The sequence below is a fragment of the Cupriavidus sp. FW305-26 genome, assembly GCF_058787975.1.
Window position 1 is genome coordinate 16278 of record NZ_JBYTAH010000044.1, and the last position, 26285, is coordinate 42562.

The 26285-nt window shown below is 66.0% G+C and carries 23 protein-coding genes; 7 read left to right on the forward strand and 16 right to left on the reverse strand.

What is annotated here, in order from left to right; all coding sequences use genetic code 11:
- Positions 1-1563, reverse strand: coding sequence for a formate dehydrogenase beta subunit (locus tag AC3WQZ_RS22260; RefSeq protein ID WP_011614622.1), 1563 nt, complete (start codon positions 1561-1563; stop codon positions 1-3).
- A complete protein-coding gene (locus tag AC3WQZ_RS22265) occupies positions 1560-2090 on the reverse strand; it encodes a formate dehydrogenase subunit gamma (protein ID WP_492301270.1) in 531 nt (176 codons plus the stop codon). The genes AC3WQZ_RS22260 and AC3WQZ_RS22265 overlap by 4 nt, the downstream gene beginning before the upstream one ends.
- A gap of 150 nt (positions 2091-2240) precedes the next feature.
- On the opposite strand from AC3WQZ_RS22265, the gene AC3WQZ_RS22270 reads away from it, so the two are divergent.
- Positions 2241-3335 carry a substrate-binding domain-containing protein gene (locus tag AC3WQZ_RS22270; RefSeq protein WP_010811241.1) on the forward strand — a complete coding sequence of 365 codons (1095 nt, stop codon included), beginning with the start codon at positions 2241-2243 and terminating at the stop codon, positions 3333-3335.
- Here the strand turns inward: AC3WQZ_RS22270 and fdxA are convergent.
- Positions 3332-3661 carry a ferredoxin FdxA gene (gene fdxA / locus AC3WQZ_RS22275; RefSeq protein ID WP_010811240.1) on the reverse strand — a complete coding sequence of 110 codons (330 nt, stop codon included), beginning with the start codon at positions 3659-3661 and terminating at the stop codon, positions 3332-3334. The two genes, AC3WQZ_RS22270 and fdxA, sit on opposite strands and share 4 nt — an antisense overlap.
- A gap of 134 nt (positions 3662-3795) precedes the next feature.
- Positions 3796-4263 carry a hemerythrin domain-containing protein gene (locus AC3WQZ_RS22280; RefSeq protein ID WP_010811239.1) on the reverse strand — a complete coding sequence of 156 codons (468 nt, stop codon included), beginning with the start codon at positions 4261-4263 and terminating at the stop codon, positions 3796-3798.
- 288 nt (positions 4264-4551) lie between these two features.
- Between AC3WQZ_RS22280 and AC3WQZ_RS22285 the strand changes: the two genes are divergently transcribed.
- From AC3WQZ_RS22285 to AC3WQZ_RS22300, 4 genes are all read left to right on the forward strand, one after another.
- Complete coding sequence (locus AC3WQZ_RS22285; RefSeq protein ID WP_010811238.1) at positions 4552-5247, forward strand: recombinase family protein; 696 nt, start codon at positions 4552-4554, stop codon at positions 5245-5247.
- A 31-nt stretch (positions 5248-5278) separates the two neighbouring features.
- The gene (locus AC3WQZ_RS22290; RefSeq protein ID WP_010811237.1) at positions 5279-5890 is read left to right on the forward strand and encodes a UdgX family uracil-DNA binding protein; all 612 of its coding nucleotides are present in this window, start codon (positions 5279-5281) and stop codon (positions 5888-5890) included.
- A gap of 214 nt (positions 5891-6104) precedes the next feature.
- Positions 6105-6659: a cupin domain-containing protein gene (locus AC3WQZ_RS22295; protein ID WP_011614618.1), complete on the forward strand. Its 555-nt coding sequence runs from the start codon at positions 6105-6107 to the stop codon at positions 6657-6659.
- A 394-nt stretch (positions 6660-7053) separates the two neighbouring features.
- Complete coding sequence (locus AC3WQZ_RS22300; RefSeq protein ID WP_492301282.1) at positions 7054-7974, forward strand: dioxygenase family protein; 921 nt, start codon at positions 7054-7056, stop codon at positions 7972-7974.
- 263 nt (positions 7975-8237) lie between these two features.
- Here the strand turns inward: AC3WQZ_RS22300 and AC3WQZ_RS22305 are convergent, their stop codons facing one another.
- On the reverse strand, positions 8238-9179 hold the full coding sequence (locus AC3WQZ_RS22305; RefSeq protein ID WP_011614616.1) for a zinc-binding dehydrogenase: 942 nt from the start codon (positions 9177-9179) through the stop codon (positions 8238-8240).
- A 225-nt stretch (positions 9180-9404) separates the two neighbouring features.
- Between AC3WQZ_RS22305 and AC3WQZ_RS22310 the strand changes: the two genes are divergently transcribed.
- Complete coding sequence (locus AC3WQZ_RS22310; RefSeq protein WP_010811233.1) at positions 9405-10418, forward strand: LacI family DNA-binding transcriptional regulator; 1014 nt, start codon at positions 9405-9407, stop codon at positions 10416-10418.
- Between the two features lie 82 nt (positions 10419-10500).
- Positions 10501-11442 (forward strand): LysR family transcriptional regulator, encoded by a 942-nt coding sequence (locus tag AC3WQZ_RS22315; RefSeq protein WP_037025144.1) that lies wholly within the window; start codon positions 10501-10503, stop codon positions 11440-11442.
- 55 nt (positions 11443-11497) lie between these two features.
- On the opposite strand, the gene AC3WQZ_RS22320 is transcribed toward AC3WQZ_RS22315, so the two are convergent.
- From AC3WQZ_RS22320 to sodB, 11 genes are all read right to left on the reverse strand, one after another.
- Entirely contained in the window at positions 11498-11938 is a 441-nt protein-coding gene (locus AC3WQZ_RS22320; RefSeq protein WP_011614615.1) for a T6SS immunity protein Tli4 family protein, read from the reverse strand.
- Positions 11939-12005: 67 nt separating this feature from the next.
- Positions 12006-13217: a T6SS immunity protein Tli4 family protein gene (locus AC3WQZ_RS22325; protein WP_492301272.1), complete on the reverse strand. Its 1212-nt coding sequence runs from the start codon at positions 13215-13217 to the stop codon at positions 12006-12008.
- On the reverse strand, positions 13214-15040 hold the full coding sequence (locus tag AC3WQZ_RS22330; protein WP_492301273.1) for an esterase/lipase family protein: 1827 nt from the start codon (positions 15038-15040) through the stop codon (positions 13214-13216). The genes AC3WQZ_RS22325 and AC3WQZ_RS22330 overlap by 4 nt, the downstream gene beginning before the upstream one ends.
- A complete protein-coding gene (locus tag AC3WQZ_RS22335; protein WP_492301274.1) occupies positions 15030-17639 on the reverse strand; it encodes a type VI secretion system Vgr family protein in 2610 nt (869 codons plus the stop codon). The genes AC3WQZ_RS22330 and AC3WQZ_RS22335 overlap by 11 nt, the downstream gene beginning before the upstream one ends.
- A gap of 244 nt (positions 17640-17883) precedes the next feature.
- Positions 17884-18975 (reverse strand): porin, encoded by a 1092-nt coding sequence (locus AC3WQZ_RS22340; protein ID WP_010811227.1) that lies wholly within the window; start codon positions 18973-18975, stop codon positions 17884-17886.
- 55 nt (positions 18976-19030) lie between these two features.
- Complete coding sequence (locus AC3WQZ_RS22345) at positions 19031-19423, reverse strand: 5-carboxymethyl-2-hydroxymuconate Delta-isomerase (protein ID WP_011614610.1); 393 nt, start codon at positions 19421-19423, stop codon at positions 19031-19033.
- A 36-nt stretch (positions 19424-19459) separates the two neighbouring features.
- On the reverse strand, positions 19460-21169 hold the full coding sequence (locus AC3WQZ_RS22350) for an amidohydrolase (RefSeq protein ID WP_492298296.1): 1710 nt from the start codon (positions 21167-21169) through the stop codon (positions 19460-19462).
- A 59-nt stretch (positions 21170-21228) separates the two neighbouring features.
- Entirely contained in the window at positions 21229-22209 is a 981-nt protein-coding gene (locus AC3WQZ_RS22355; protein WP_492301275.1) for a tripartite tricarboxylate transporter substrate binding protein, read from the reverse strand.
- A gap of 46 nt (positions 22210-22255) precedes the next feature.
- On the reverse strand, positions 22256-23350 hold the full coding sequence (locus AC3WQZ_RS22360) for a porin (protein WP_011614608.1): 1095 nt from the start codon (positions 23348-23350) through the stop codon (positions 22256-22258).
- A gap of 482 nt (positions 23351-23832) precedes the next feature.
- A complete protein-coding gene (locus AC3WQZ_RS22365) occupies positions 23833-25152 on the reverse strand; it encodes an alginate export family protein (RefSeq protein ID WP_492301276.1) in 1320 nt (439 codons plus the stop codon).
- Between the two features lie 346 nt (positions 25153-25498).
- Positions 25499-26080, reverse strand: a complete 582-nt coding sequence (gene sodB, locus AC3WQZ_RS22370) for a superoxide dismutase [Fe] (protein ID WP_010812260.1) — start codon at positions 26078-26080, stop codon at positions 25499-25501.
- Between the last annotated feature and the right edge of the window lie 205 nt (positions 26081-26285).

Below are 26285 nucleotides of genomic sequence, written 5' to 3' on the forward strand. Positions count from 1 at the left end.
TCAGGCGGCCTTGGCTGGGTTGGAGGCGAGGCCGAAGTCCTCGGGGAATTCATTCAGCGCGGACAGCACCGGGTACGGGGTCATGCCGCCCATCGCGCACAGCGAGCCGTTGAGCATGGTGTCGCACAGGTCGCGCACCAGGGCGACGTGCTTGACCGGCTGCTCGCCGGCGATGATGCGGTCCATCACTTCGACGCCGCGGGTCGAGCCGATCCGGCACGGGGTGCACTTGCCGCACGATTCGATCGCGCAGAACTCCATCGCGTAGCGGGCCTGCTTTGCCATGTCGACGGTTTCATCGAACACCACGATGCCGCCGTGGCCGACCACGCCGCCGAACGCGGCATAGGCTTCATAGTCCAGCGGCACGTCGAAGCGCGACTCGGGCAGGTACGCGCCCAGCGGCCCGCCCACCTGCACCGCGCGGATGGCGCGGCCGCTGCGCGTGCCGCCGCCGTAGTCGACCAGCAGCTCGCGCAGCGTCACGCCGAACGCCTTTTCCACCAGTCCGCCCTGCTTGATGTTGCCGGCAAGCTGGAACGGCAGCGTGCCGCGCGAACGGCCCATGCCGTAGTCGCGGTAGTACTGCGCGCCGCGCGCCAGGATCACCGGCACGGTGGCCAGCGAGATCACGTTGTTGATCACCGTGGGCTTGCCGAACAGCCCCTGCAGCGCCGGCAGCGGCGGCTTGGCGCGCACCACGCCGCGCCGTCCTTCCAGGCTTTCCAGCAGCGCGGTTTCCTCGCCGCAGACATAGGCGCCGGCGCCCTTGCGCACTTCGAGGTGGAAGCGCTTGCCGCTGCCGCGGATGTCGTCGCCGAGCCAGCCGGCGGCGTTGGCGATGCCGATCGCGCTTTCCAGCACGGCAATCGCGTGCGGGTATTCGGAACGGCAGTAGATGTAGCCCTGCTCCGCACCCACCGCAAGCGCGGCAATGGTCATGCCTTCGATCAGCATGAACGGGTCGTCTTCCATCACCATGCGATCGGAGAACGTGCCCGAGTCGCCCTCGTCGGCATTGCAGACGATGTACTTGACTGCGGACTGCGCGCCCAGCACGGTCTTCCACTTGATGCCGGTCGGGAACGCCGCGCCGCCGCGGCCGCGCAGGCCGGAGTCGGTGACCTCCTGCACGATCTCGGCGGGCTGCATCGCCAGCGCGCGCTCCAGGCCGGCAAAGCCCTCATGCGCGCGGTAGTCGTCCAGCGACAGCGGATCGGTGATGCCGACGCGGGCGAAGGTCAGGCGCTCCTGCTGCTTCAGGAAGGGGATCTCTTCGGTGACGCCCTGCGACAGCGCGTGCTCGCCGCCTTGCAGCAAGCCGGCGTCGAACAGCCCCGGCACGTCTGCGGCGCTGACCGGGCCATAGGCCACGCGGCCGGCTCCGGTCTGCACCTCGACCAGCGGCTCCAGCCAGAACATGCCGCGCGAGCCATTGCGCACAATGCGCACGTGCTCGTTGCGCGCCGCGGCTTCACGCGCGATGGCGCGGGCCACGTCGTCGGCGCCCAGTGCCAGCGCGGTGGAATCGCGCGGCACGAAGATGGTGGTGATCGTGATCATGCCTGTGCCTCCGCGGCTTCCGTGGTCTTTTCCGCGGACGACTCGCGCAGCGAGTGCACCAGCGCGTCGAAGCGCCTGGCATCGACATAGCCGTGCAGCTGCTCGCCGACCATCACGGCGGGGCCGCAGGCGCACTGGCCCAGGCAATAAACCGGCTCCAGCGTCACCTGCCCGTCCGCGGTGGTTTCATGGAAGCCACAGCCAAGTGCGCGCTGCGCATGCTCGGCCAGCGCTTCGGCGCCGACCGACTGGCAGGCTTCGGCGCGGCAGACCTGCACCACGTGGCGCCCGGCCGGCTGCTGGCGGAAATGGTGGTAGAAGGTGATCACGCCGTGCACCTCGGCGCGCGACAGGTTCAGCGCGCGGGCAATGACGGGCACGGCGGCGTCGGGGATATAGCCCTGTGTGTCCTGGATCTCATGCAGGATCGGCAGCAAGGCGCCCGGCATGTCCTGGCGCGCGGCCACGATGGCGGCGATGCGCGTGGCGTCGGCGGATGCCGGTGCGTGGGGGGAAATATCTGGCATAGCGTCTCCTGTGAGGCGTTGCGCAGATCGGCAGCGCGGCCTCTTATATGCTATTTTTTTCCTATTTACGGGCTGTGACGTCGCCGTTTTTTCCCGTTTGAAGGACTATATGAGAGTGACAGCGGCCCTTCAATAAGCTATTTTCTACATATGATTCGCATCTCGATCCACCCGCACCTGCAGATCCGGGACGACGCCAGCCCCGGTGGCGAGGCCCTGGACGTGTCCCGCCTGGTGGCCCTGCTCGGCCATATCGAGGAATCCGGCAGCATCAGCCACTCGGCGCAGGCGGTATCGCTGTCCTACCGCTACGCCTGGGGCATCCTGCGCGATGCCGAGGCGCTGTTCGGCGGCCCGCTGATCGACAAGACCCGCGGGCGCGGCAGCGCGCTGACGCCGCTGGCGCAGCAGTTGGTGTGGGCCAGCAAGCGGATCGGCGCGCGGCTGTCGCCGACGCTGGACAGCCTGGCGTCCGAGCTGGAGATCGAGTTGAAGAAGCTGATGGACCAGCCCGAAGCCACGGCGCGGCTGCATGCCAGCCACGGCTTCGCGGTGGCGGCGCTGCGCGACTTCCTCGACGAGCAGCAGGTGCGGCACGACCTGAAGTACTGCGGCAGCGTCGAGGCCGTGGCGGCGCTGGCCGAAGGCGCCTGCGATATCGCCGGCTTCCATGTGCCGGTGGGCGAGTTCGAGCACGGCATGTGGCGGCATTTCACCACCTGGCTCAAGCCGGACACCCACTGCCTGGTGCACCTGGCGGTGCGCAGCCAGGGACTGTTCGTGCGGCCGGACAACCCGCTTGGCATCCACACGCTGGAAGACCTGACCCGGCGCGAGGTGCGCTTCGTCAACCGCCAGGTGGGCTCGGGCACGCGCCTGCTGCTGGACCTGATGCTGGCCGCGCGCGGCATCGACACGGCCCGCATCGAGGGCTACAGCAACGGTGAATTCACCCACGCCGCGGTGGCCGCGTATATCGGCAGCGGCATGGCCGACGTGGGCTTTGGCGTGGAAACCGCGGCGCGGCGTTTCGGGCTGGCGTTCGTGCCGGTGATCAAGGAGCGCTACTTCTTTGCGATCGAGCGCGCCAAGCTGCGCAGCGCGGCACTGGCCGGCGCGGTGGACGCGCTTACCAGCGAAGCCTTCCGCCAGCGCGTCAATGCACTGCCCGGCTACGACGGCACGCTGACCGGCACCGTGCTGACGCTGGAAGAAGCGTTCCCGGATTACGCTGAGGCGCGCTAGCGCTCCAGCAACGAGAGGCGGTCAGGATGACCGGCCCATTGCTCATGGCCGGGGATCGGCCCTTTGGCCTTGAGCAACGGCAGCCAGTCAGCGCGCCGCGACAGTTCGGCATTGAGGGCAATGAAATGGCGCTGGTCCTCGGGCAGGTCATGCTCCGAGTAGATCGCGCCGACCGGGCACAGCGGCACGCACATCGAGCAATCGATGCACTGGTCGGGGTCGATGGCGAGGAAGTTGGGCCCTTCGTGGAAGCACGACATCGGGCAGACTTCGACGCAATCGGTATGGCGGCACTGGATGCAGGCATCCGTCACGACAAAGGTCATGGGGCAGTTGCGGTACGGCGGGTGATGACCGCGTGATGGTAACGCCCCGCCCGCGGGCGCGGGACGCGCCGCATTGTGCGACTCCTTCAAATCCGCTGAAGAGCCGCGCCCGGCCTGGCCCGGGCGCAGGCGCGTCAAGCGGTCTCGCGCATCAGTTCTTCCTTGCGCGCCGCCATGGCCTGTGCCACGTCGCGCAGGTTGACCTTTTCCTTGATCGCGTTCTTGAACAGCTCGCCCTCCTCTTCCTCGATATGGTGGGCAACGTATTCTGACAGCACCGTGTAGTTGGCCTCGAGCTTGTCGCCGGCCGGATCCTCCTCGATCGCAGCGATCAGGTCCTTCGCCACCTGGTGCTCGACCTCGGCCTCGTCCAGCAGGTCGTCGATCTCGTCGCTGACGCCGCGCAGCGCCGGATAGAAGATCTCCTCCTCGATGGTGGCGTGCACCGTGAGCTGGTGGCACACGTCCAGCGCGATCGCCTGCTTCTCGTCGCGATCTTCAGTGTCCTTGAACGCCTTGAACTGCTTCTTGACAGCGCGATGGTCGTCCATCAATGCGCCGAGGGCCTGGGCCTGGTCTGCGGGAATCTTCGACTTGTCCACGGCTTTCTCCTGGTGGGATTTGCCGGCGCTCCGGCTTTGCGCTGGGGAGAACGCAGATTCCGTGCCCGCCCCAGCGCAGGCAGCGCACCTGCCAGTCGTTGCAATTCCTGCGCGAAGCCTTGTAATTGTGCCCGCAGCGCCGCGTCGGTCGGACCAGGCTTGCCGCGGCTTCATTTGCCTGCATACCGTGCCTTGGGAGCCCCCTCACCTTTGCCCTGTGCAGGGCAAGCGCGGCATGAAATTTGCGGCGTGGCGCAGTAAGCCGAAACAGGAGTATCCCTGTCCGAAATGCAACCGATACCGGACGGCGCGTCCGCGCCGTTCATCACCACCATGCCGACCTCATTCCTCTACTCCAATTGTGCCGATGGCCAGCCGGCCATGATGGACGAATTACAAGCCGCGCGCGAGGCCGGCTATGGCGTAGATGCGCGCCATGCCTTCTGGGAAGAAGAGCCCGCGTCAGTGCCCGCGCTGCAGCGCCCGCGCCTGCGCGCGCTGCAGCACCAGGTGCAGCCGGCCGACTCGGTCGTGTCACTGCGGCTGTGCAGCCTGGGCTGGAGCGTGCCCGAGGTGCTGGCCACCATCCGGCGCTTCCGCCTGCTGGGGGTGGCGTTGTATTGCGTGCAGCTGTCCCGTGACGACCTGGCCAACACCACGCCGCCGGAGGCGGTCGAGGTGCTGCGTGCGGTCGCCGCGCTGGAAGGCGCCGCCCGCAGCGTGCGCGTGCGCGAGAGCCTGGCCGCGGCCAAGGCCATGGGACGTCAGGTGGGCCGCCCGCCCAAGCACACGCCTGAACAGCGCCATGCGATCCTGAACGCGCTGGCCGCGGGCAATTCAGTGAGCGAGACCGCGCGGCGCTTCAGCACTTCACGCCAGACCGTGCTGCGCATCCGCGCCGCCGAGCCAGGCGCCCAGCCCCATGCGGCATCCGCGGCCATGGCCGACGCTGAAGAATCGGCGACCGAAGCTGCCACCGGATGAGACCGACAGCAGCACAGCGCGCCGTGCCCCCATGCCCGAGCACAGGAAGCTGCCCGTCAGCCGCGATGAACTGAACCAATGCCGGCGTTGCCCGTTGTGGCGCAATGCCACCCAGGGCGTGCCCGGCGCCGGCGCCACCCATGCGCGCATCATGCTGGTTGGCGAGCAACCGGGGGCGCAGGAAGACCTGCAGGGCTCCCCCTTCGTCGGCCCGGCCGGGCACCTCCTGGACGAAGCACTGGCCAGCGCGGGGCTGGACCGCGACAAGCTCTTCATGACCAATGCGGTCAAGCACTTCAAGTTCGAATGGCGCGGCAAGCGCCGGCTGCACAAGTCGCCGGCACAGCAGGAGATCGAGGCCTGCAACCTGTGGCTGGAGCGCGAACTGGAGAAGGTCGGGCCCAGGGTCGTGGTCGCGCTTGGCGCCACCGCGGCTCGTGCGGTGCTGGGCCGCAAGAGCGTGTCCCTGGCTGGAATGATGGAGACGCCAGTCGAGCACGAGGGACGGCTTGTCATCGCCACCTACCACCCGTCTTTCGCCTTGCGCCAGCGCACCGACGACGCGCGAGCCGCCACCTTCGACCGCATCGTGCGCAGCCTGCGCGCCGCCGCGCGGCTGGCGCGCGGCGGCGCGGAAGGCTGAAGCATCAGGCCACTCCCTGAAGGGAGAAGATTCCATCGGCCGGCAGGATACCGTCACGACAAAGTACCGAAGTCTTGCAAGTTCTCGATACCGAAATGTTATCGAGTCGCGAGAAAAATGGTAATGGATTAATCGCTGGGCGCTTCTTAAAGTTGCACGGACAGAAGGCGATCGCCCTCTCGTTCTCCCAACTTCATTGCACCAAGGAATCAGCATGGATCCCACTCCTCAGGAAATGGAAGCCACCCGCATCGCGCGCTGGGGCAAGGTCAAACCTTACGGTGAGACCTTCATCGAAAGCCGCCTGCCCGGCATGAAGAAGAACATCTACAAGATCATGAACCGCGGCGTGCTCGAGAACAAAGGCGTCGAGCCGGCGATTCCGGGTAACCACCGCTTCGGCGTGACCTTTATCGAAATCCCGGTCGGGCAAGGCGCCAGCCTGCACGCGCACAAGACCGAGGAAGTGTTCTGCCCGTTGAATGGCCAGATGGAAGTCATCTGGGGCGAGAAGGGCCAGTACTCGCTGATGCTGAACCAGTGGGATGTGATCTCCTGCCCGATCGGCGTGATGAGAGGGTTCCGCAACCCTAACGACCACGCCCTGGTCGTGTACTCGGTGGTCGGCGGCACCGACGAGGAGTGCGGCCGCATTGCCTGGCACCCGGACGTAGTGAAGGCCGCCGAGGCCACCGGTCTCGTCTACGGCAAGGACGGCTACATCACGGAAACGGAAGCGGACAAGGCGGAACACCGCGCCGCAGACTGAAGACGGCCGCCGGGTCGCTCAGGGTGCTTGCGCCCGGTAGCCTTCGGCGCTGGCCCGGGCTGCCGCAGATTCCGACCTTGGCCGAGTCCGGCTTTGCGGGCTATCGTTCCGAGACCATACAGGCGCTGTTTGCTCCGGCAGGCGCACCCGAGCCGCCACCTGTACGTCCGTCGCATCCTGGCGAGCAGCGAAGTGCGGCAACAGTCGCGCGATCTCGGCTTCGAGGCCGTGGCTGTGCCAGCCCACAGAACTCGCTGCCCGGGTCGCGGAAAATGTCCCGCTCCGGGCCGAAGTCGCGAACAAGGCACGTATCCAGAGCGACTGAGACCGGGCGCCAATGTCCGTCTCCTCGCCAGGCAACATCCACTCTTTCAATCATCAGGAGCCGACCATCATGACATCTGCCTCCGCAGAAAGCGCGCTCGCGCCATCCGCATCGAACGCGCAATCGATTCCAGCCACCCCCGAGGCACTGCTGAAGGCCGTGCTCAAAGCGAATTCCGGGACACACGACCCGCGCACCAGGATCATTCTTGATGCGCTTATCCGGCATGCGCACGCCTTCGCGTCAGAGGTCCAACTGACCTATGAGGAACTCCACCATGGCCTGGACTTCATGGTCCGCATCGGCCAGGCCACCGGACCGAAAAAACACGAGGGCATCTTGCTGGCGGATATTCTCGGGCTTGCCACGCTGGTGCTTCTGATGGATGCCAAGGCCGTGCTTGCAGCCGGCGGCACCGAGCCCGCGCTGATCGGCCCGTTCTGGCGTGCGAACCAGCCGGTTCGCGCCAACGGCGCGCACATCGCAACCCCGGACACCACGGGCGATCCGCTGTTCGTGCAGGGACGCGTCGTGTCGATCGACGGCACGCCGATCGCCGGCGCGCGCGTCGAGACATGGCAGGCGGCGCCAAGCGGCCTGTACGAGAACCAGGACGAACACCAGGAGGACATGAACCTGCGTGGCGCGTTCGAGACCGATGCCGACGGGCGCTTCTGGTTCGAGAGCGTGCGGCCCTCAGGCTATGGCGTCCCGATCGACGGCCCCTGCGGCGACCTCCTGGCCCTGCAGAACCGCGACCACATGCGCCCGGCCCATCTTCACTTCATCGCCATCGCACCAGGGCACAAGGTACTGACCACGCAGATCTTCGATGCCCTGGATCCCTTTGCCTTCAGCGACGCGGCGTTTGGCGCCGTCGGCTCGCTGCTGCGCGATTTTGAGCCGGTCGATGGCGGCGGCTTCCGTCTCGATGTCGAACTGAAACTCGAACCGGGGGAGACGCGCCTGCCCAAGCCGCCCTTGCCCTGAACCTCTTTCGACTCACGGAGATGTTGAACCTGCCCGCCCGGCGCCCTGCAACTTGGCGCCGAAGCCGCGGACCCTGACGTGCTCGCTCCGTAGTTCATTCAGGTCACGCGACCGCCAGCATTGGATGTCCACGCAATCGTGGCAGTGCTGGCGGTCGCCAGTCCGGCGCCATGCGCGGACGCGGCGATCCGGCCGGGCTTGTTCTTCCGGCGTCATGACCAAACGGCATCGCTCGATGCCGCTTGGCAAGAACCCCTGCCGACTCAGGGCACCAGCACGAAACGCTGGCGCGCGCCCCTGGCCTGCGCGGCCCACACTTGCCCGACATCCTCCAGCGGCGCGGAGACGATATCGATTTCCATGCGCCCTGCCGCGGTATGCCGGCATAGCTCGGCATAGGCCTGCGCCTGGACCGCGACGGGCGCGTGGTAGTAGGCAAAGCCCATGATGTCGAAACACGCCTTGCGCGCCGCGGCGCCGGCAAAGGCAATGGTGGGCGCCACCGTGGTGCCGATATGGACCAGCCGCCCGCCGTGGCCAAGCGCCAGCAGCGCGGCCTCTGCCGGCGCGCCGCACAGGTAATCCAGCACGATGTCGACGTTGCCGTCGGCCGCGTTGCGATAGGCATCCAGCAAGTCGCCGGGCTGGTCGAGCGGCACCACCGCATCCGCGCCAAGCCGGCGTGCGCGCTGCAGCGCCTGCACATTGCGCCCTGCCGCGATCACGCGGCCGGCACCCAGCAGCTTTGCCGCGGCCACCGCCAGCAATCCCGAGATACCGGTCGCGCCGAGCACGAGCACGGTCTCGCCCGGCTGCATGCGCGCCCGCCACGACAGCGGCAGCCATGCCGCCAGGCCGGCGTTGCCGAGCGCGGCGGCGCGCTCGTCATCGATGCCGTCCGGCACCGGGAAGGTCAGCGCCGGATCCACCAGCGCGCGCTGCGCCATCGAGCCGAACGGCGCGACCGGTGCGTTGACGTTGAAGTAGACCCGTTGTCCATCCGCAAGCCGCCCCACGCCCTCGCGCCCGACGACAAAGCTGCCCGCCGCCGGCTTGATGTAATGCCGGCCCTCGGCAATGGCCATATCCAGCCGTGACAGCGCCGCGGCGCCTACGTCAACTACCACCTGCCCGCCCGCCGGGGTGGGATCGTCAAACTCCTGGTACACCGGCGCCCTGCCGGCGAGCGAAACCGCTCCTTTCATGTGCTTCTCCTTGTCCTTGATGTCCTTCTGGTCCGGGTCGATCTGCGACTTGGCATCGCCTGGTCAGCAGATTACAATGCAATCGATTGCACAACAAACGCGAAGCTGGCCGGCATCGAGGCCGATTCTAGGAATGGCCGCAGCCCGGCGTCCAATCCACTTTTTGGCGGCATCCCGATAACCAGAAGGTATGGCAAGCAGCCTGCCGCACATGGCACGACAGCGATGAGCAAACCCACCATCAAGCAGATCGCCGAGGCATTGGACGTCCATCCTTCGACCGTGTCGCGCGTGCTCAACCCCGAGACCCGCCACCGCATCGGCGACGAACTGGTGGCGCGCGTGCTCAAGGCGGCACAGGACCTGCACTACTCGCCCAACCGCATCGCGGCGGCACTGCGCACGCGGCGCTCAGGCACCATCGGCGTGGTGGTGCCTGACATCGGCAGCCCGGTGTTCCCGCCGATCGTACTGGGCATCGAGAACGCCCTGTCCCGGCATCGCTATATTCCGATCGTGGCCAATGCCGGCGGCGACAAGGCGCGCCAGACCTTTATCGTCGACCAGCTGCTGGCGCGCCAGGTGGACGGCCTGATCCTGGCCACCGCCGAGCGCAACGACCCCGTGGTGGCGCACTGCCTGGCGCAGGGCGTGCCCATTGTGATGGTCAACCGCAGCGACGATGCGGGGCGCGTGTCGAGCGTGGTCGGCGACAGCCGCCAGGCGATGGCGCTGGCAGTCGGCCACCTGCATGCGCTGGGCCACCGCCGCATCGGGCATGTTGCCGGGCCATCCAGCCTGTCGACCGGGCATGAACGCGAGGCGGGCTTCCTGCAGGCAGTGGCTGACCTGGGCCTGTCCGCGTCCCAATGCCCGGTGGAGCGTGCGCCGGCTTATACGGAAGACGCCGGCCAGGCCGCGTGCGCGCAGCTGCTGTCGCGGCGGCAGCGCATCACCGCGGTCGTGGCCGCCAATGATTTCCTTGCGCTCGGCTGCTATGCGGCCGTGCGCGCGGCGGGCGGCAGCTGTCCGTCGGACCTGTCCGTGGTCGGTCACAACGACATGCTGCTGATGCACGCGGTGTCGCCGGCACTGACCACCATCCGCGTGCCGTTCTACGAGATGGGCACGCGCGCGGCGGCGCTGATGCTGGGCGCGCTCGACGGCAGCATCGCCACCACGGCGCGGACCCTGCTGACTCCCGAGCTGGTGGTGCGGGCATCAACCCGGCCCCTGTAAGGCGGCCGCCATATGGCTCCGCTTCTTTGTGCCTTATCGTGCAATCGATTGCACGATAAGGCACCTACCCTGAGGCATGACGATGGATCTCCGACAGCTTCGCTATTTCAAGGTGCTGGCCACGCTGCAGCACTTCGGCCGCGCCTCGGCTGCGCTGCACATCGCGCAGCCCGCGCTGAGCCGGCAGATCCGGCTGCTCGAGGAAGAGCTGGGCGTGCGGCTGCTGGAACGCCATGTGCGCGGCGCCACGCCCACGCCGGAAGGCCTGGTGTTGCTGGACCGCGCGTCCTTCCTGCTGCGCTATGCCGACCAGGTCAAGGTCGACATCGCCGACCTGGCGGCCTCGCCGCGCGGGCTGGTGGCGCTGGGACTGACCCCGGCGCTGGCGCCGCTGCTGTTCATCCCGCTGGCCGAGGCGCTGCGCCAGCGCTATCCGGAAATCCGGCTGCGACTGGTCGAGAACTTTGCGCCCGCGCTACAGGATGCGTTGCTGCAAGGCACGCTCGACGTCGGGCTGCTGAGCGGGCCGGTGTCGAGCCCCGGGGTCTCGGTAGTGCCGCTGGTTGCCGAAAGCCTGTGCGCGATCGGCCCCTGGGGCGCTGCGTCGCTGGGGGATGGGCCTGTGGACATTGAACAGCTGCAGGGCCTGCCTCTGATCCTGACTGGGGTGTCCAAGTCAGGCGTGCGCCTGGCGCTGGAAGCGCTGGCGGCGCGCCAGCGGGTGGAGCTGCAAGTCACGATGGAGGTCGAATCAATCGAGGTGGCCAGGCGCCTGGTGGTGCGCGGGTTCGGCTGGACCGTGCACTTTGCCGCGGCGATACGCGACGAGCTGCAGGCGCAGCGTCTGCAGGCCTTGCCGATTCGTGGGCTGGAGTTGCATCGGATGATCGGCTATGCGGCCGCGCGGCCGCCGTCGCGGGCGACGCTGGCTGTGATGGAAACGCTCAGGGATGTTGCCAGGGAATTGGCGGTTGATGGGAACTGGCCTAATAGTCGGTTGTTGGGGGAGGTTTTGGATAGTTAGCGGACGCGCTTGGCGGGCGCGGCTGTTGGGCAGTCCACCTCGTCATGCAGCCGCGCTACGGCGCTTGTATTTTGGGGGAACCCGTGGCCACCACGCCATTGTGGTCGGTCATATCGCCCGTTTGGGTGGGCGGCGCGTTGACTCGAAAACGCACGCCTTCCAGTAGCTTGTCCCAAAGGACAATGGCTTCCTCGTCGCTCAGCGATGCCTTGTCCGCAGCGACGACCTCTGTTCGCATATTCGCGTGGATCCAAGCTGGGTGCAGCGTAGAACGTTCCCTACTAAAGTATTGGGCACCACTCCCGAGATTAGCTTCCGCCGGGACCTCCATCGCATAGCGCCCAAAGCAAACCTGCTTGGTCTTGGCAAAGAGGGTCTGCAAGCGCGGTGACATCGCTACGGATTCCAACTTTCCGTTCTCCGGCGCGGCATACGATTGGCCGCCCACCATCAGCAGGGCAGTCATGCTGATGATGGCCAAGGCGCGGTGGATCATTGCTCCTCCCATCTTGTAGTGTTTGTGCGATCTGTCATGTCACCGACCGTGATGATGCGGCGGGGGCTCATGTGCTGGCCTCGCCCATCCACGTCCAGACAACCAGCGCTTCGTCGGATGGTGAAAGCCCGAAGCGGATCATCGGCATCCCTTTTTGCCGCAGGATGCCGGACTTGCTGGCCACCCAATCCGCCTGAGGGTGTCCGGGCGGAAGCGAGGCGCGCCAGATGCCGGACAGCGGGGTGGTTTCGCCCGACCGAACCGTGACCGGATCGCCGGTCTGCGTCGGCGGTGCGTTCACGCGGAAACGCACACCATCCAGCAGCCTGTCCCAGAGGGCTACAGCTTCTTCGTCCGTCAGCGATGCCTGATCCGCAGCGCCGATGCGATTGGCCGCCACCTTGGTGTACATCTTGGCGCCGATCACTGCCGGATGCAGCGTCGTTCGCTCCCTGCCAACAGCTTCCCACTCGAAGTCATGTGTGCCATCCGCACGGCGGACCAGCGATTCTTCCCCTTGCCAGACGCCGACCGTGCGCTTGCCCTCGCGCAGGGTCGTCAATTTCGGGTAGCGGCTACCCAGGTACTTCCTTTGCTCGGCAATCGAAGTCAGCAGACCAGGTTCGCCGTCCACGCTGGCCAGCTTGTTGGAGTCCACGGAAAAGCTCACATCGGGCAGGCTGGGCAGCCGAATGCCTGCGCCAAAGATTTCCTGATAGCTGCCGGACGCGTCCGCGACGAAGCCGTGGTCGATGCAGACGCCGGGGGCCGTGGGGATTTCTGCGTTGTCGCGTGCACGCAGCGCTCGAATCAGTTCGGGGTTCTTTCGTCCGCCCGACCACTCATACAGATGCGGCCCTGCCGTGACAAAGGTGTAGGTCCCTTCGGCCCCATATTGCTTGGCGACATCGCTTGGGAACCAGCGAACTTGTACACTGTGTTCCGTTGGCCCCCGCCCGAAGTAAGTGATTTCAGCCGTCTTGTCTTTTGCGAGTTGCGCCGCGCGATATGTTTCCGCCATTTCCATCAGCCTGCCTGCCGCGCCGACATGGGTCACAATTTCGCCGGGGAAATCCTGGAAGCCCCACAGTAGTTTGGCTTCCGCCGGGACTTCCATCACATAGCGGCCAAAGCACACTGGTTTGGTCTTGGCGAAGAGAGTCTGCAAGCGCGGCGACAGTGCAACGGGTTCCGACATCTTGTTCTCCGGATACGCAAACGATTGGCAACCCGCGAGCAGCAGGCCAGCCAAGATCGTGGTGAAGCCGCAGCGGGTCATATGCCCCACCATGGCGCAGTGTTGGCAATCTTGATGATCGAATACAGCGCGCTCGCCAGCACCTGGTCATTCTGATAGCTGCCCTGATGCTCGTAGCCGGTTTGCCGGAATAGCGTACCGCGCACGGCTTCGGCGGACGCCTTGGCAGGCACCGTCTGGTCCCCGGCATCTGTCGGCGGCTCCAGGCGCAGGGTGAGCGTCTGATTGCCTCTGGTGCGCACCACGATGCGGCCCTCGGCATCCTCGCTCTCGATGGTCCACGTGAGTGGGTCGCCATGCGGTGCCAGATCGGCAGTGTCCGCCCGCCAGGTCACGCTGCCGTAGCATTTCTGCGAACTGTCCTCGCCGTAGCTCGCATAGGTCGTGGGGTGATACAGGTCCTTGATCTTCTTGTGGAATTTCTGCGCTTCGGCGATTTTCCACTTAGCGGCCGTATCTGCATCCATATCGACGTAAGGCTTGTTAGCCGGATTGATCCAATCCGGATTCAGCAGCCGCCACCAGCACTTCGGATTGCGCGTGTAGATGTCGTAGACCGGATCGCCCACCGCCATCGGCGGCGCCGGCTTGTCCACGCCCAGCTTCTGATGCAAGTCCAGATCGCTCAGATACGCCTTCAGCGGTGCATCCGATGCAATCGGCAGCGCCATGGCCTGTCGGTAGTCGCCGGTCTGCAGACGCAACCATCCTCGCGGATAGGAGGCGGTCGGCAGCAGCTCCAGCGGCCCCGAGGCATTGGCAAATACCGCCGTCACTTCCTTGCCTGTTCTGCCCATGACATTGCGGGCAATGTTCCCAACCAGATTGTCCTGCACGTCGGACCCTGTGCGCACGCGCTTGTAGGCCGCCCCGGCGCCGAGCGCAGGCTGGACGCTATGGTAGACGCCGAGAATCTTGTCCTGCGCGTTGCCGTAGTCCGGATGCAGCAGGGCGCGGGCCACCAGGCCACCCATCGAGTGCGTGACGACGATCACCTTTTCGCACTGCCGCCCGTTGGCCTTGTACATCCCGATGATTTCGTCGATGCGCCTGGCCAGCTTCTTTGCGGACGTGCCATTGCTTTCCAGCCAGTTGTAGCCCATCGCGTAGACCGGATACCAGCAGTTCGCCACGCGCAGGACATCGGCCTCGGTCAGCGCATCGCCGGCGCCGCCCCAATAGGCGGGGTTGACGCCCAGCACTTCCACCTTCTTGCCCTTCTTCCAGGCCGGCGAGAGCTCCCCGGCCACCAGCATGTCGTTCAGGTGAGCCTCCATCAGCTTGATCACCTCGCCGTAGGTCTCGAACATGACTTCGCTCCAGCCGCGCCAGCGGGCCTTCTGCGCGGCGGTGGCCTCGTGCTTGCCACGCTTGGCCTTCCACTGCTCGGCGGCAGGCGGCAACGGCGCGCTCATCAGCAAGCCGATATCGGGCAGCCCATCGGGGACGTTGGCGTGCCGCTTGTCGGAATTGACCGTTTCCTCGCCGGTCATGTCGAACTTTCCGGCGTCCTCGGTGATCTCGTAACGGTCCACTTCGGTTTCATCGGGATCGAAGTTCATTTGCCGCCGACCCGGAGAGTCGTTGCGGCGGGCAAGCGTGTCCCCAGTGTCATCCGGCCGCCAGGCAATGTTGTCGTCGCGCTTGAGATCTTCCTGCCGCTTCCGGCTCATGCGAAGGTGGCTCCCCATGATGCCCGGCAGGAAGATGACCGGAATCACCTTGTCAGGCGGCACCGGCAGACTGGCGCGGCGCGTGTCGGTCGAAGGTGTGAGTGCAACGACGGCTCCGGCGTGTCCGCCGATCTCTTCGCCGGTTTTCAGATGGATGCGATCAGTGGCCACTTGCGGACTCCAGAATCTGAATCATGATGTTTTCAGCGCCCTGGCTTTGCTGGAACTTGGTCAGCCCATCGGGGCCGGTGAGGCCCTCGATCACGTTGCCGTCGGATTGCGTCAGCCGGAATTTCCGGTTCCTGGCGGGCGAGCCGTCGGGCAGATGCAAGTACACCTCCTGATCGAAATCGCTCTGTGGTAGCGCCAGGGCGCTGGGGTTCATGCCATCCGGGCCATCGACACTGAAATCGGTCGCGTGAATCTGCCTTACCCCGCCCATGCCCTCGACGATCTGCGAGGGAGTCACGCGCATATAGGTCTGCCCGACCTTGAACAGAATGCCCTGGTCGGCCTCGAAAACGATGTCGCCAAGCGCGCGGAAATGAATGTTGCGTTTGGCGGTGCCCTTGATGTCGCCATCCTGCGCTTCGAGCGCAATGTGGTCCGTGGCGGCCACCAGCCGTATGCCGAGGCTGTGCGCGAACAGCGCAATCCGTCGCGCCGCGCTGGCAAAGATGCCGCCGCTGCTGACGATGGATGCATGCTTGCCAGTCGTGACAGCCAGATGCTCGCCGCTGTGCAATTGGGTGGATTTGGCGGTCGTCGCGGCCAATCCTGCTGCCGACGCAAGGACGAGATGAGGCGCGGTCAACTCGCCATTGACCTCGCCCGAACCGCGGATTTCTTCATCTTGGGCCTTGAGCGCCTTGGCGACGTCCTGCTGTTCCTCATCCTGCGCGTGATGGTGCTGCGCGAGCTGGCCCATGGTGTCGTGGGCATGCTGGGCCTGCTGCAGCCGGTCAACCGTCTCGCCCATGTCCTTATGGTGCGCCCTGGCATCGGGTCGGGGCTCGGTGCTGATCAGCAGGCCATCGCCGCCGCGCACGGCACCGTGCCCATCGGTGCGCAATTCGAAGCCGTTGCCCCGATGATCCTGGCGACCCCGGTTGTCCTCGATGCGGCTCAGGTAGCCCAGGCTCAGTTGCGAGCGCTGGTAGTCCGAGGACAGCTGGGACTGGATTTGCCCCTTGGTATCGTCGAACACCAGATGACCGCTGCTGGAGCCGTCATGCTCACGGCTGCGAATGCCGGTCAGCGCATGCTGATGCGGTAGCTGCCACGGCGGCATGTTGAGGCTGTTCGGCACCGCGCCCATCACGATGGGCTTGTCCGGATCACCGCCGTCCAGGAACATCACCAGCACTTCGCTGCCGATGCGCGGGATGCTGACCTGGCCGTACTGCGAACCCGCCCATGGCGTCGCCACGCGTACCCAGCAGGACATCCTGTTGAAGCGGTCCCACGGAAACTGCACGCGCACGCGCCCGAAGCGGTCGGGCCATACGGTATGGCCTTCGGGGCCAACTACCGTCGCGCTTTGCGGGCCAGTGACCACTGGCCACGGGATGCTCAGTGCCGGACGGAAGACCTCATGGGTGGGGTGACACTCGAATTCCACCCGGCAGTGCCACCGCTGGCCTTCACCAGAGGCTTCGGCCACGTCTTCCAGCCTGAGGCTGGTGTTGAGCACCACGTATTCGCGGTTGGCGGCGTGCTGGGGGTGTCCCTTGACGTGCATGGTGCAGCCGGGCACCACGGCACGCAGGTTGCCGGCGCCAAAGCAGCGCAGGCCGCGCGAACGGATCTCCTCCATGCGGATGCGGGCGATCATGTCGCCTTCGTCCCACGGGCGGTTGTCCGTGGCGGGCTGGGCGTGCTCGCTGGGGAAGTCGTACACCTCCTGATGCAGCGCGCCAGTGTTCAGGCCCGTGTCCCGCGGGTCCGAACTGCTGGCGCTCAGGTTGCCGCGTGGCTGGGTGAAGCTGTAGGCATTGGTCGTGTACTTGCCTGCGACCACGGCATCGACAACCGAGAAGGCATCGAGGTGTTCCTGATCGACCCGGGCGCCAGGCGGATGGATTTCCAGCGCCTGGTACGCCTCGCTCGGCATGCTGAAATAGCCACCGACGTGATCGACCAGAACCAGGCGGTGCTTGCCGTCAGAATGTTCGAAGAACCACGATATGCCCCAGTGCTGCATGAGGCGGGCGATGAAGGTGTAGTCGCTCTCGTCGCACTGGGTGCGGTACACCCGCCTGGGGTATTTCGCCACGTCGAGCCTGCGCTCAACCGGAAAGGAGTACGCAGACAGGACCTCTTCGATGATCTCGATGTCGGTGCGGTTCTCGAAGACGCGGCTGTTCCGGTTCTGCGAGGCGATCCACAGCCAGGGGCGCAGCGTCAGTCCGTAGACGAAGTGCCGCCCTTCGGCGCGCAGGTAGCGGGCACGATCGACAATGCCGCTGATCTCGCGAGTGCCTGCGCCAATGCGTCCCGCCAACCCCGTACCCATGCCGTCGAGTTCGATATGCACGGTCAGCTCGCGCCCGCTCATCTCGCGCAAGTCGAAGTTGCCTTCCGGGCCGTGGAAGTTGTAGGCCTTGTCCGGCGTCTTCAGTTCGATGTCGTATTCGAACAGGCCGCAGACGCCTTCCTTGCCCTCCAGGCGCACGAAGGTGAAGGGGGATTGCCCGAGAATATCCGGCAATGCGGGGCCGGAGACCGTGACGGTGCGGGCGGGAAAAGGCAGGTTGTCGCGAATACCCATGCGAGCGGCCTCCTGAGAGAGGATTACCGCATGGCACCCGTATTACGCGCGAAGCACCTTCTGCGGAGCGCAGGCGATGTTATCCGCAAAACGTGCGTTACACGTGTCAAAGATTGCAACGTTTATCGAAAAGCCAGCAAATTAGGACGATTCCTAGCCATCATGCAGCGCATTCCGCTGCCGCCTTCAGACCTGTCTGCCTCGGCACGACACCCGACCGCATGGCGCCAAGGCAGACAGTCCGCTAAAAGACGTGCTTGACCCCCACCATCGTCCCGAACTGCGACCCACCCGCCCTGGGATTGGACCCCGCCGCCCCGGCACTGACTGACTGGGCAAGCTGCCCACCGTTATCGATGAATCCAGCCGTGGCATAGACCGAAGTCCGCTTGGAAAAGGCATAGGCACCGCGCAGCGCATACAGCATGGCCTTGTTGGCGCTGTCATGGAACTTGAGGTAATAGACCTGCCCGGCCAGCGTGAAGGCCGGCGTGATGTCGTAGGCCATGCCGCCATACCAGAGCTCGCTGCGCGGCGTCGCGCTGCCTTCGTTGTCGCGGCGGATCACGCCCACGCCCAGCTTGGCGCGCGACAGCAGTACATAGCCGCTCAGCGACAGGCGGTCGTCGGTCAGCGACTTGTTGCCAAGCCCGCCGAATGCGCCGGGCCCGCCGCGCAGCGAGTCATAGGCAGCGGTGACGCCCCAGCCCTTGTGCTCATACCGGATCAGCGCCGACCATTCCCGGCAGGCAGACTTGCTGGCAGGGTTCTCGCCCGCGCAATTGGTGCCGGCCGGGCTGGGGCCGGCGTTGATCGCATCGCGCCCGAAGCTGTAGGTGGCACCGACGGTCAGCCCGCCGAAGGTGCCCTTGTAAGCCACCGCATTGTCGGCACGCGTATTCGGCAGGTAGCTGTCGAGCGACGCCGCGCCGTACACGTTGGGGCCGAGGATGTCCGAGTCCAGGTTGGCCCAGAACAGCATGGTGTACTGCCGCCCCAGCGACAGCTGGCCCCACTTGCCACTCAGCCCCACCAGCGCCTGCCGCCCGAACAGCCGTCCGCCCTGGTTGGCACCGCCGGTATCGGGGGCGAAGCCGGACTCCAGCACGAACACGCTCTTGAGCCCGCCGCCCAGGTCCTCGGTGCCGCGCAGGCCCCAGCGCGACGGCACGGTGCCGGTGAGGGTCGGCATGCGCACCAGGCTGTCGCCGCCCGCGCCGACCTTGTTCACGTATTCCACGCCGGTATCGATCACGCCGTACATCGTCACGGACTGCGCCGCGGCCAGCGTCGGGCTAAGCGCAAGCAGCGCGGCCCCCATGGTTCCGATCTTCATTTGCTGTCTCCTCCGTGGGTCTTTCTTGTCGTTGTGGTGGTACGCGGCCGCCGCCCTATGCAGCCGTGGTGTTGTAGCGCTGATGGATGTTGTTGAGGCTCCGGTAGGCACCGGCAAACTCCCGCAGCTCCAGCGACAAGGCCAGGTAGCGGCGCCGGTATGGCTCGGCGAAATGTGCGGTCAAGGTATCGAACAAGGCGCTGACGGTACGGTCGAGCACGTCCTGCGAGCGCCCCCGCGCGACGGCCAGCGTCACGTGCACGAAGGCATCGTCGCTGCTGCCGTCGGCCATGCGGTAGGACTCCAGGCATAGCGCGCGCGCACGGATGCCGCCCACCGGAAACGCGCCGTCCTGCGCGATCAGGACCGCGCTCAGTCCGGCCAGCAAGGCATCGATGCGCACGACCGGCGCGAGGTTGTGGGTGTATTCGACGATCAGGTGCGGCATGGCGTATTCCCTCCTGTGCGCTTGCGGCGCCGATGGCTAGCGCGCCTTGCGCGCGGCAAAGCCGCCGTCGGCATGGACCACCTTGCCGTCGACCATCGTCAGCACCGAGCGGATGCGGTGGATGTCTTCAACGGGGACGGTCAGGTAGGGCTTGTCGAGCACCGCCAGGTCGGCCAGCTTGCCGGCCTCCAGCGTGCCGCGCGAGGCCTCGTCGAATGAAATCCACGCGGCATTGGCGGTGTACAGCCGCAGCGCCTCCAGCCGCGACAGCCGGAAGTCCTCCTTGCGCCTGACTTCCTTGCCGATCGAATAGCCGCCGACGTGGAACTCCAACGCGCGCCAGACGCCGGGGATGCCGATGCGCGTGGCATCCGTGCCGCCCGCCACCTTCAGCCCGTGCCGCAGGGCCAGGCGCACGGGCGGCGCGGCCTCGGCCACATGGTGGTCGTTGGCGTGGCCGATGGCGCCGGCCTCGAAGTACGGCCCCATCTGCACCGTGTAGGAAAGCCCAAGCGCCTTCATGCGCCGGAACGTCTCCGGCTTGCCGGTATTCAGGTGGGCCATGGCCCAGCGCAGCTTGCCCAGGTCATGGCGCTTGCCCACTTCCTCGAAGACATCGAGGATCGCGCTGGCGGCATCGTCGGTATAGGCATGGATCTCGACCGGATAGCCGCGGCTGGCGGCGAACGTTGCCACCTTGAGCAGTTCCTCGCGGTCCTTCGCCGACGGCTGGAAGCCAGGTCCCATCTTCACGCCGTCGTCCATGCCGAACACCAGCATCTCGCCCGGGCCGAGGAAGCGCAGCTTGCCGTCGCCCAGGCGCGGCGGCAGGTAAGCCAGCGTATTGCGGAACCATTCGGCCTCGTTGCCAGCGACCATGGTCGGGATGCGGTAGCCGACCCGCAGCGACAGGCTGTCCTCGCGCCACAACGCGTACAGCGGATCGTAGGCGGGGCCCGGTCCCGCGGTGGGATCGATCAGCGCGGTGACTCCCAGGCTGTTGAGGCGGCTGAAAAAGGACTGCAGGCTGGCCTTGGCGTCGACCTGGCTCTGCGCCAGGATGCGGCCGAACAGCGCCGACAGCGGCCGGATCGCGCCGAAGATCCGGCCGGTGGGGCGCCCTTCGCTGTCGCGCTCCACGCGGATGCCCGGCGGCAGCGCATCCGGCTGGTCGAGCTTGAGCGCTTCGATCGCCCTGGCGTTGACCAGTGCATAGTCGTACAGGTACTGCACATAGGCCGGATTGTCAGGCAGCAGCGCGGTCAGCTCGGCAGGGGTCGGCGCGCGCTTCTCGGTGAACTGGTCGGGGTGCCAGGAACCTGTCACGGCCACCCATTTGCCGGGGCCACGCGACAGCGCGGTCTTGCGCAGCAGCTCCAGCCCCGCGGCCAGGCTGGTAGTCTCGCCTTCATACCAGTAAGTCTCGAAGGCATAGCTCTGGCCGCCGCGAATGGCGTGGATATGGGTGTCGATCAGGCCGGGGATGACCGTGCGCCCGCCCAGGTCGATCACCTCCGTGCGCGGGCCGGCCAGGCGCCGGATGTCCCGGCTGGTCCCCACCGCGGCAATGCGGTCGCCGCGGATGGCCAGGGCCTGCGCCACTGTGTCCGTGGCGTTCATGGTGAGTACCGTGCCATTGACCAGGATCCGGTCGGCATACGCGCCGGCTTGCGCCTGCGCTCCCGAAGCCGCCACCAGGCAGCCGACGGCCATGGCATGCGCCAGGGCCCGTGCAATGCAACGCATATCGATGTTCCCTTCGTGCAGGAGAGGTGGCGCCCGGCCCCCCGGGCGCCGTGGCGGCGTTACTGGCCCGGCTGTGCGCCCGAGCGCTTGACGATGGGCTCGAGCTTGGCGATGTCGGCGGCGATCAGCTTGTCGAAGGCAGCCGGCGTCGAGGGCTTGGCCTCGGCGCCTTGCGCAATCAGCTTCTCCTTGGTCGCCGGCGCGCTGAGCGCTTGCTGCATCGCCGTGTTCAGGCGGGCGACGACATCCTTGGGCGTGCCCGCGGGCGCCAGCACGCCGAACCAGGCATCGAAGACATAGCCCGGCACGCCCGCTTCGGCGATGGTGGGCACGTCCGGCAGCGACGGCACCCGCGCCGCCGTGGCCACGCCCAGGATGCGCAGCTTGCCGTCCTTGACGAACTGCAGCGCAGTGATGGACGGCGCGAAGAACATGTCGACGCGCCCGCTCATCACATCGGTGATCGCCGCCGGCGCGCCCTTGTACGGGATATGCCGGGTCTGCACGCCCGCGGTCACGTTGAACAGCTCGCCGCTCAGGTGCGAAGAGCTGCCGCTGCCCGCCGAGCTGTAGGTGACGGAATCGGGCCTGGCGCGCGCAGCCGCCAGCAGGTCCTTGAGCGTGCGGTAGGGGCTGGAGGCGCTGACCACCAGCAGGTAGGGCATGGTCGCCACCGTGGAGATGCCCTTCAGGTCGCGGGTGGTGTCGTACGGCAGCTTGGGATAGAGCGTGGGATTGACCGCATGCCCGGCGGAGGTCAGCAGCAGCGTGTAGCCGTCCGCGGGCGCCTTGGCCACCACCGCGGTGCCGATGGTCCCACCCGCGCCGGGGCGGTTGTCCACCACGATCTGCATGTTCGAGCTGGTGCCGATCTCGGCGCTGACGATGCGTGCGAGCAGGTCGGTGGCGCTGCCGACAGCAAACGGCACGATCATGCGGATCGGCTTGTCGGGATACGCTTCGGCTTGCGCCGCGCCGTGCAGCAGCGGCAGGCAGAGCGCCGTCGCAAGCGCCGCGCGCAGGATGTTCTGGAATTTCATTGGGGTACTCCTGGAATCGTGGGGGATGGCCTGACGTGCGCCGTGCTCAGAAGACGTGGCGCATGCCCAGCGCAACGGTCTGCGGATCGGCGCCGGCGGAAATGCCCAGCTCATTGATCGCAAAGTCGTAGGTGGCATTCTTCTTGTTGAAGATGCGGCTGTAGAAGCCAAACACCGAGGTGCGCTTGGACAGCGGGTACTCATAGCCCAGGGTGGCCTGGACCGCGCCGGTATCCGCTCCGCTGCGGAAGAAGCCGACAGTCTCGGTGGCGTTGCCACGGCCGTTGCCGGCCACGCCGACGCCGGCGCGCAGGCTGCCCGTCCATAGCTTCTGCACCACAGACGCGTAGTAGGCATCGCGCTTCAGGTCGCCGGTGGCGGTGCGGTAGTGCAGCCGCTCATAGATGGCCGAGACCTTGGTGGTCGGGAACTGGTACGACAGCCCGATCTTCATACCTTCGTCGTCGCGTCCCGCGGTCTGGTAGTTGTTGTGGCGCTCATAGGCCAACACGACATTGAGCGGGCCGTTGTCATAGGCCCCCGCGAACGACCACAGGCTCGGGTTGCGCGGCACCGTAATGCGCTCTTCGTTGATACCCCAGGTCACGCCGCCGCTGAAGCCGTTCCACTTCGGGCTGCGGTAATGGACACTGTTCTTCTGGCGGCGATCGAAGGAGCTGGTGTCCTGGACATTGTCGGAGGTCGGGGTCGAGCCATTGCCGATCAGCGCCATGTAGCCAGCCGTGGTCGGATAGAACGGATCGTAGGACGAGGTGGCTTCCAGGTAGGGCGTGGTCCAGTTGCCCATGAAAAAGCTGCCAGCTGAGCCGGCCAATCCAATGCGGGTGTTGCGGCTGGCCAGTTGTCCGCTGCCCGTATCCAATGAGATATTGCTCTCGATCTGCCAGATCGCCTTGAGGCTGCCATACAGCGATTCCTCGCCGCGCATGCCGAAGACCGAGCGGTTGTTGGTCAGCCGGCCGGTGCCGCCCAGCTTGGTGCCGTCGGAAGCCGTCGACGCATCGGAATACTCCATCGATGTATTCAGCCGGCCATAGAGCGTGACATTGCTCTGTGCGAAGGCGCCGGTGCAGCAGGCCGCAAGCGCCGCAAAGGCGGCACCCGCAAGGGGGTTCTTCATATTGTCTCCAGTGTCTTGCGCCTGTCCGAACCGATACGGGGATGCCTGCCCCGCCCTGTGCACGAAACCGCGGGCAACAACGACCCCTGCCCCATTTACGGCATCAGCATCTGGTGGATTCTTGGTGGCGCTCTTTTAGTGCGGCGGATTTACGCGACCATTCAGCGTGAGGTGATTCTAGAAATGGCGAATCACAGCGTCCATTCGCATTTTCTTTTCGTCACCATACCGATTTGTTATTGGAATACCGGGCCCGCGCCACGCCTTGCCAGTGCCGCAAAAGCCGACGCTGTCGGGCTTGAGCATAGGTACTTGGGGACGTGCCTGGTAGCCGGTGTGGCTGTACCACTGCGTTCCAGGCATAGGACGCTGGACGCCGGAAGCCGTGCGCTATGCCGCGCACTCCCGGGCGCGGCCGCAGGCAGCCATGACCGCTCGTCGCGCTCAATAGCTTGTGGATGTGTCGCATGGCACCCGCCGCATCAGAACGTATAGCCGAGCGCCAGGTAGAGAAAGCGCGTGTTGTGTCCGCCAACGGCTTTCAGCGTGCGGCTCTCATCCACATACACGGCGCCGCCATTGACCAGCACATGCCGGCTCGCCTGCCATGCAACATCCACAGAGAGCTGGCTGCTGCTGTACTGGCCGGAGCGGCCCGCGGTGCCGGGAACCGGGATGCCCGCCGAGGTGTAGACCGCGTCGTGCGTGGTTGCCCGCCAGATGAAGTCACAGGCGAAGGTCAGCTTGATGCCGGCCGCGGGAACCAGCGTCAGCGACGGCTGGATATCCAGCACGTTGGAGGCGCCGATCAGGCCGGCTTGATTGAAGTAGGCCAGCTTGGGAAACAAGCCGTTGTAGGTGCCGATGGTGCCGTCGTGCGGATTGCGGTCACCGCTGCCCATGGTCGCCTTGATGCCTGCGCGCGGGTGCCAGGCCGAAGCTGCAAAGGTGTAACCGGTATCGGTCGAGAAGCCCCATGCGCGGATCTGCTGCGATGCCAGGCTGCCGAACTGGAACAGCGCCTCCCAGTCCCAGTCCCAGCGGCCGTGGCGGCCGGACAGGCGGCCCCCGAGCGAATGCCGCCGCTCCGCGCCGCTGCCATCGCTGAACAGCGCGCGGTCATTCTCGAAACCGAGGTAGTAGAGATCGGCGGAGGTTGCCGGCAGGAAAGCCGCCGGCATCGTCGCATAGACACCCCAGAAGCCCTGTGCCTGGTTGGGCCGGTCGTCGAAGCTGCCGTCCTTGAGCAGCACGGGACGCGTGGCGAAGGCATCCACCCGCGCGCTGCCCAGGCTTGAGCCAAGCCTCAGTCCGTCGAATGCGCGCCGCACATTGGGGGCATCGCGGATCGAAACCAGGCGCTGCGCGCCGAACGCCATTTCCTGCCGGCCCACGCGCACCAGCAGCGGGTCCTGCGCGGGCGCCGGGAGCGGCACGCGCAGGTCGACGAATGCCTGCTGCACATCGAGCTGGTCGACATAGGGCGGCGTGGTGACGTCCTTGCCCATGGCCAGCTGGTTGCCCAGCTGCACGAACGCGCGCAGGGATTCACCGGCATGCAGGTCGGCATGCAGCAGCGCGCGGTGCATCAGGTAGCCATCGCCACGCGGACCCGGCACGCCGAAATTGCTGGCCGAGTAGTCCTCGAAGCGCTCGCGGATCTCTCCGCCGAGGCTGACGAACCAGCCAGGACTGCCGAACGGCACATACTTGGCCGGATCCCAGAAATCCGCGCGCATGGCCGGATCCCGCAGGTAGCGATAGTCCTCGTCATAGCGCAACAGCTTGAACGGGGGCGGCACGCCCGGCGGGGACGGCAGCGGCTGCGCGCTGGCGCCGCCGACGGCGGCGAGCAGCAGGAGTGCGACGGACAGGGCTGCCCAGGGACGGCGCGCGCGACATGCACCAGTGGGGCTGCAAGGGGAACATGTCTTCCATCGGGCCATCGGGCACCTGGCTGCGGGAAATGGCCGGCATACGAAGTACGCGATGGCACGGAGCGCGCGGGGACGCACCGAAAGCTGGCGGCCGGATACGGACCAATATGGACGATCCCGCAGGCAGATTCAAACCCGATCCCGCCCCATGCGCGCCCAAAAACAAAAAAGGGCCGGATGGCCCTTTCTTGCTGCAAGCATGATCCGCGGATCAGCCAGCGAAATTCTTGCCGGCGAAGTCCCAGTTCACGACATTCCAGAATGCCTCGACGTACTTCGGGCGGGCATTGCGGTAGTCGATGTAGTAGGCGTGTTCCCACACGTCGCAGGTCAGCAGCGCCTTGGCGTCGGTGGTCAGCGGGGTGGCGGCGTTGGAGGTCGAGACCAGGTCCAGCGAGCCGTCGGCCTTCTTGACCAGCCAGGCCCAGCCCGAACCGAAGGTGCCCACGGCGGTCTTGGTGAACTCTTCCTTGAACTTGTCGAACGAGCCCCACTTGGCGTTGATGGCATCAGCCAGCGCGCCGGTCGGCTGGCCGCCGCCGTTGGGCTTCATCGAATCCCAGTAGAAGGTGTGGTTCCACACCTGGGCAGCGTTGTTGAAGATACCGCCCGACGACTTCTTGACGATCTCTTCCAGGGTCGAGTTCTCGAACTCGGTGCCCTTGATGAGGTTGTTCAGGTTGGTGACGTAGGTCTGGTGGTGCTTGTCATGATGGAACTCCAGCGTCTCCTTGGAGATATGCGGAGCCAGGGCATCATGCGCGTACGGGAGCGGGGGGAGCTTGTGTTCCATTGTTCTGTCTCTGTGGGTTGGGGTTGTGGGTCCGGAATTGGCGATTGTAGGGGACTTGCAAGACCCGCGCAAACCGCGGGACAAAGCCCCCTGCTCCGATGTTAGTTTGTCCTGGCAGGGGTTTCCGGGGGGATTTCCGCCCGGCTTGCCTGAGCGTTTCGCGCCCGCCGCGGCATCGCGAATGGGAGGCGTTCCCGGGCCGCGC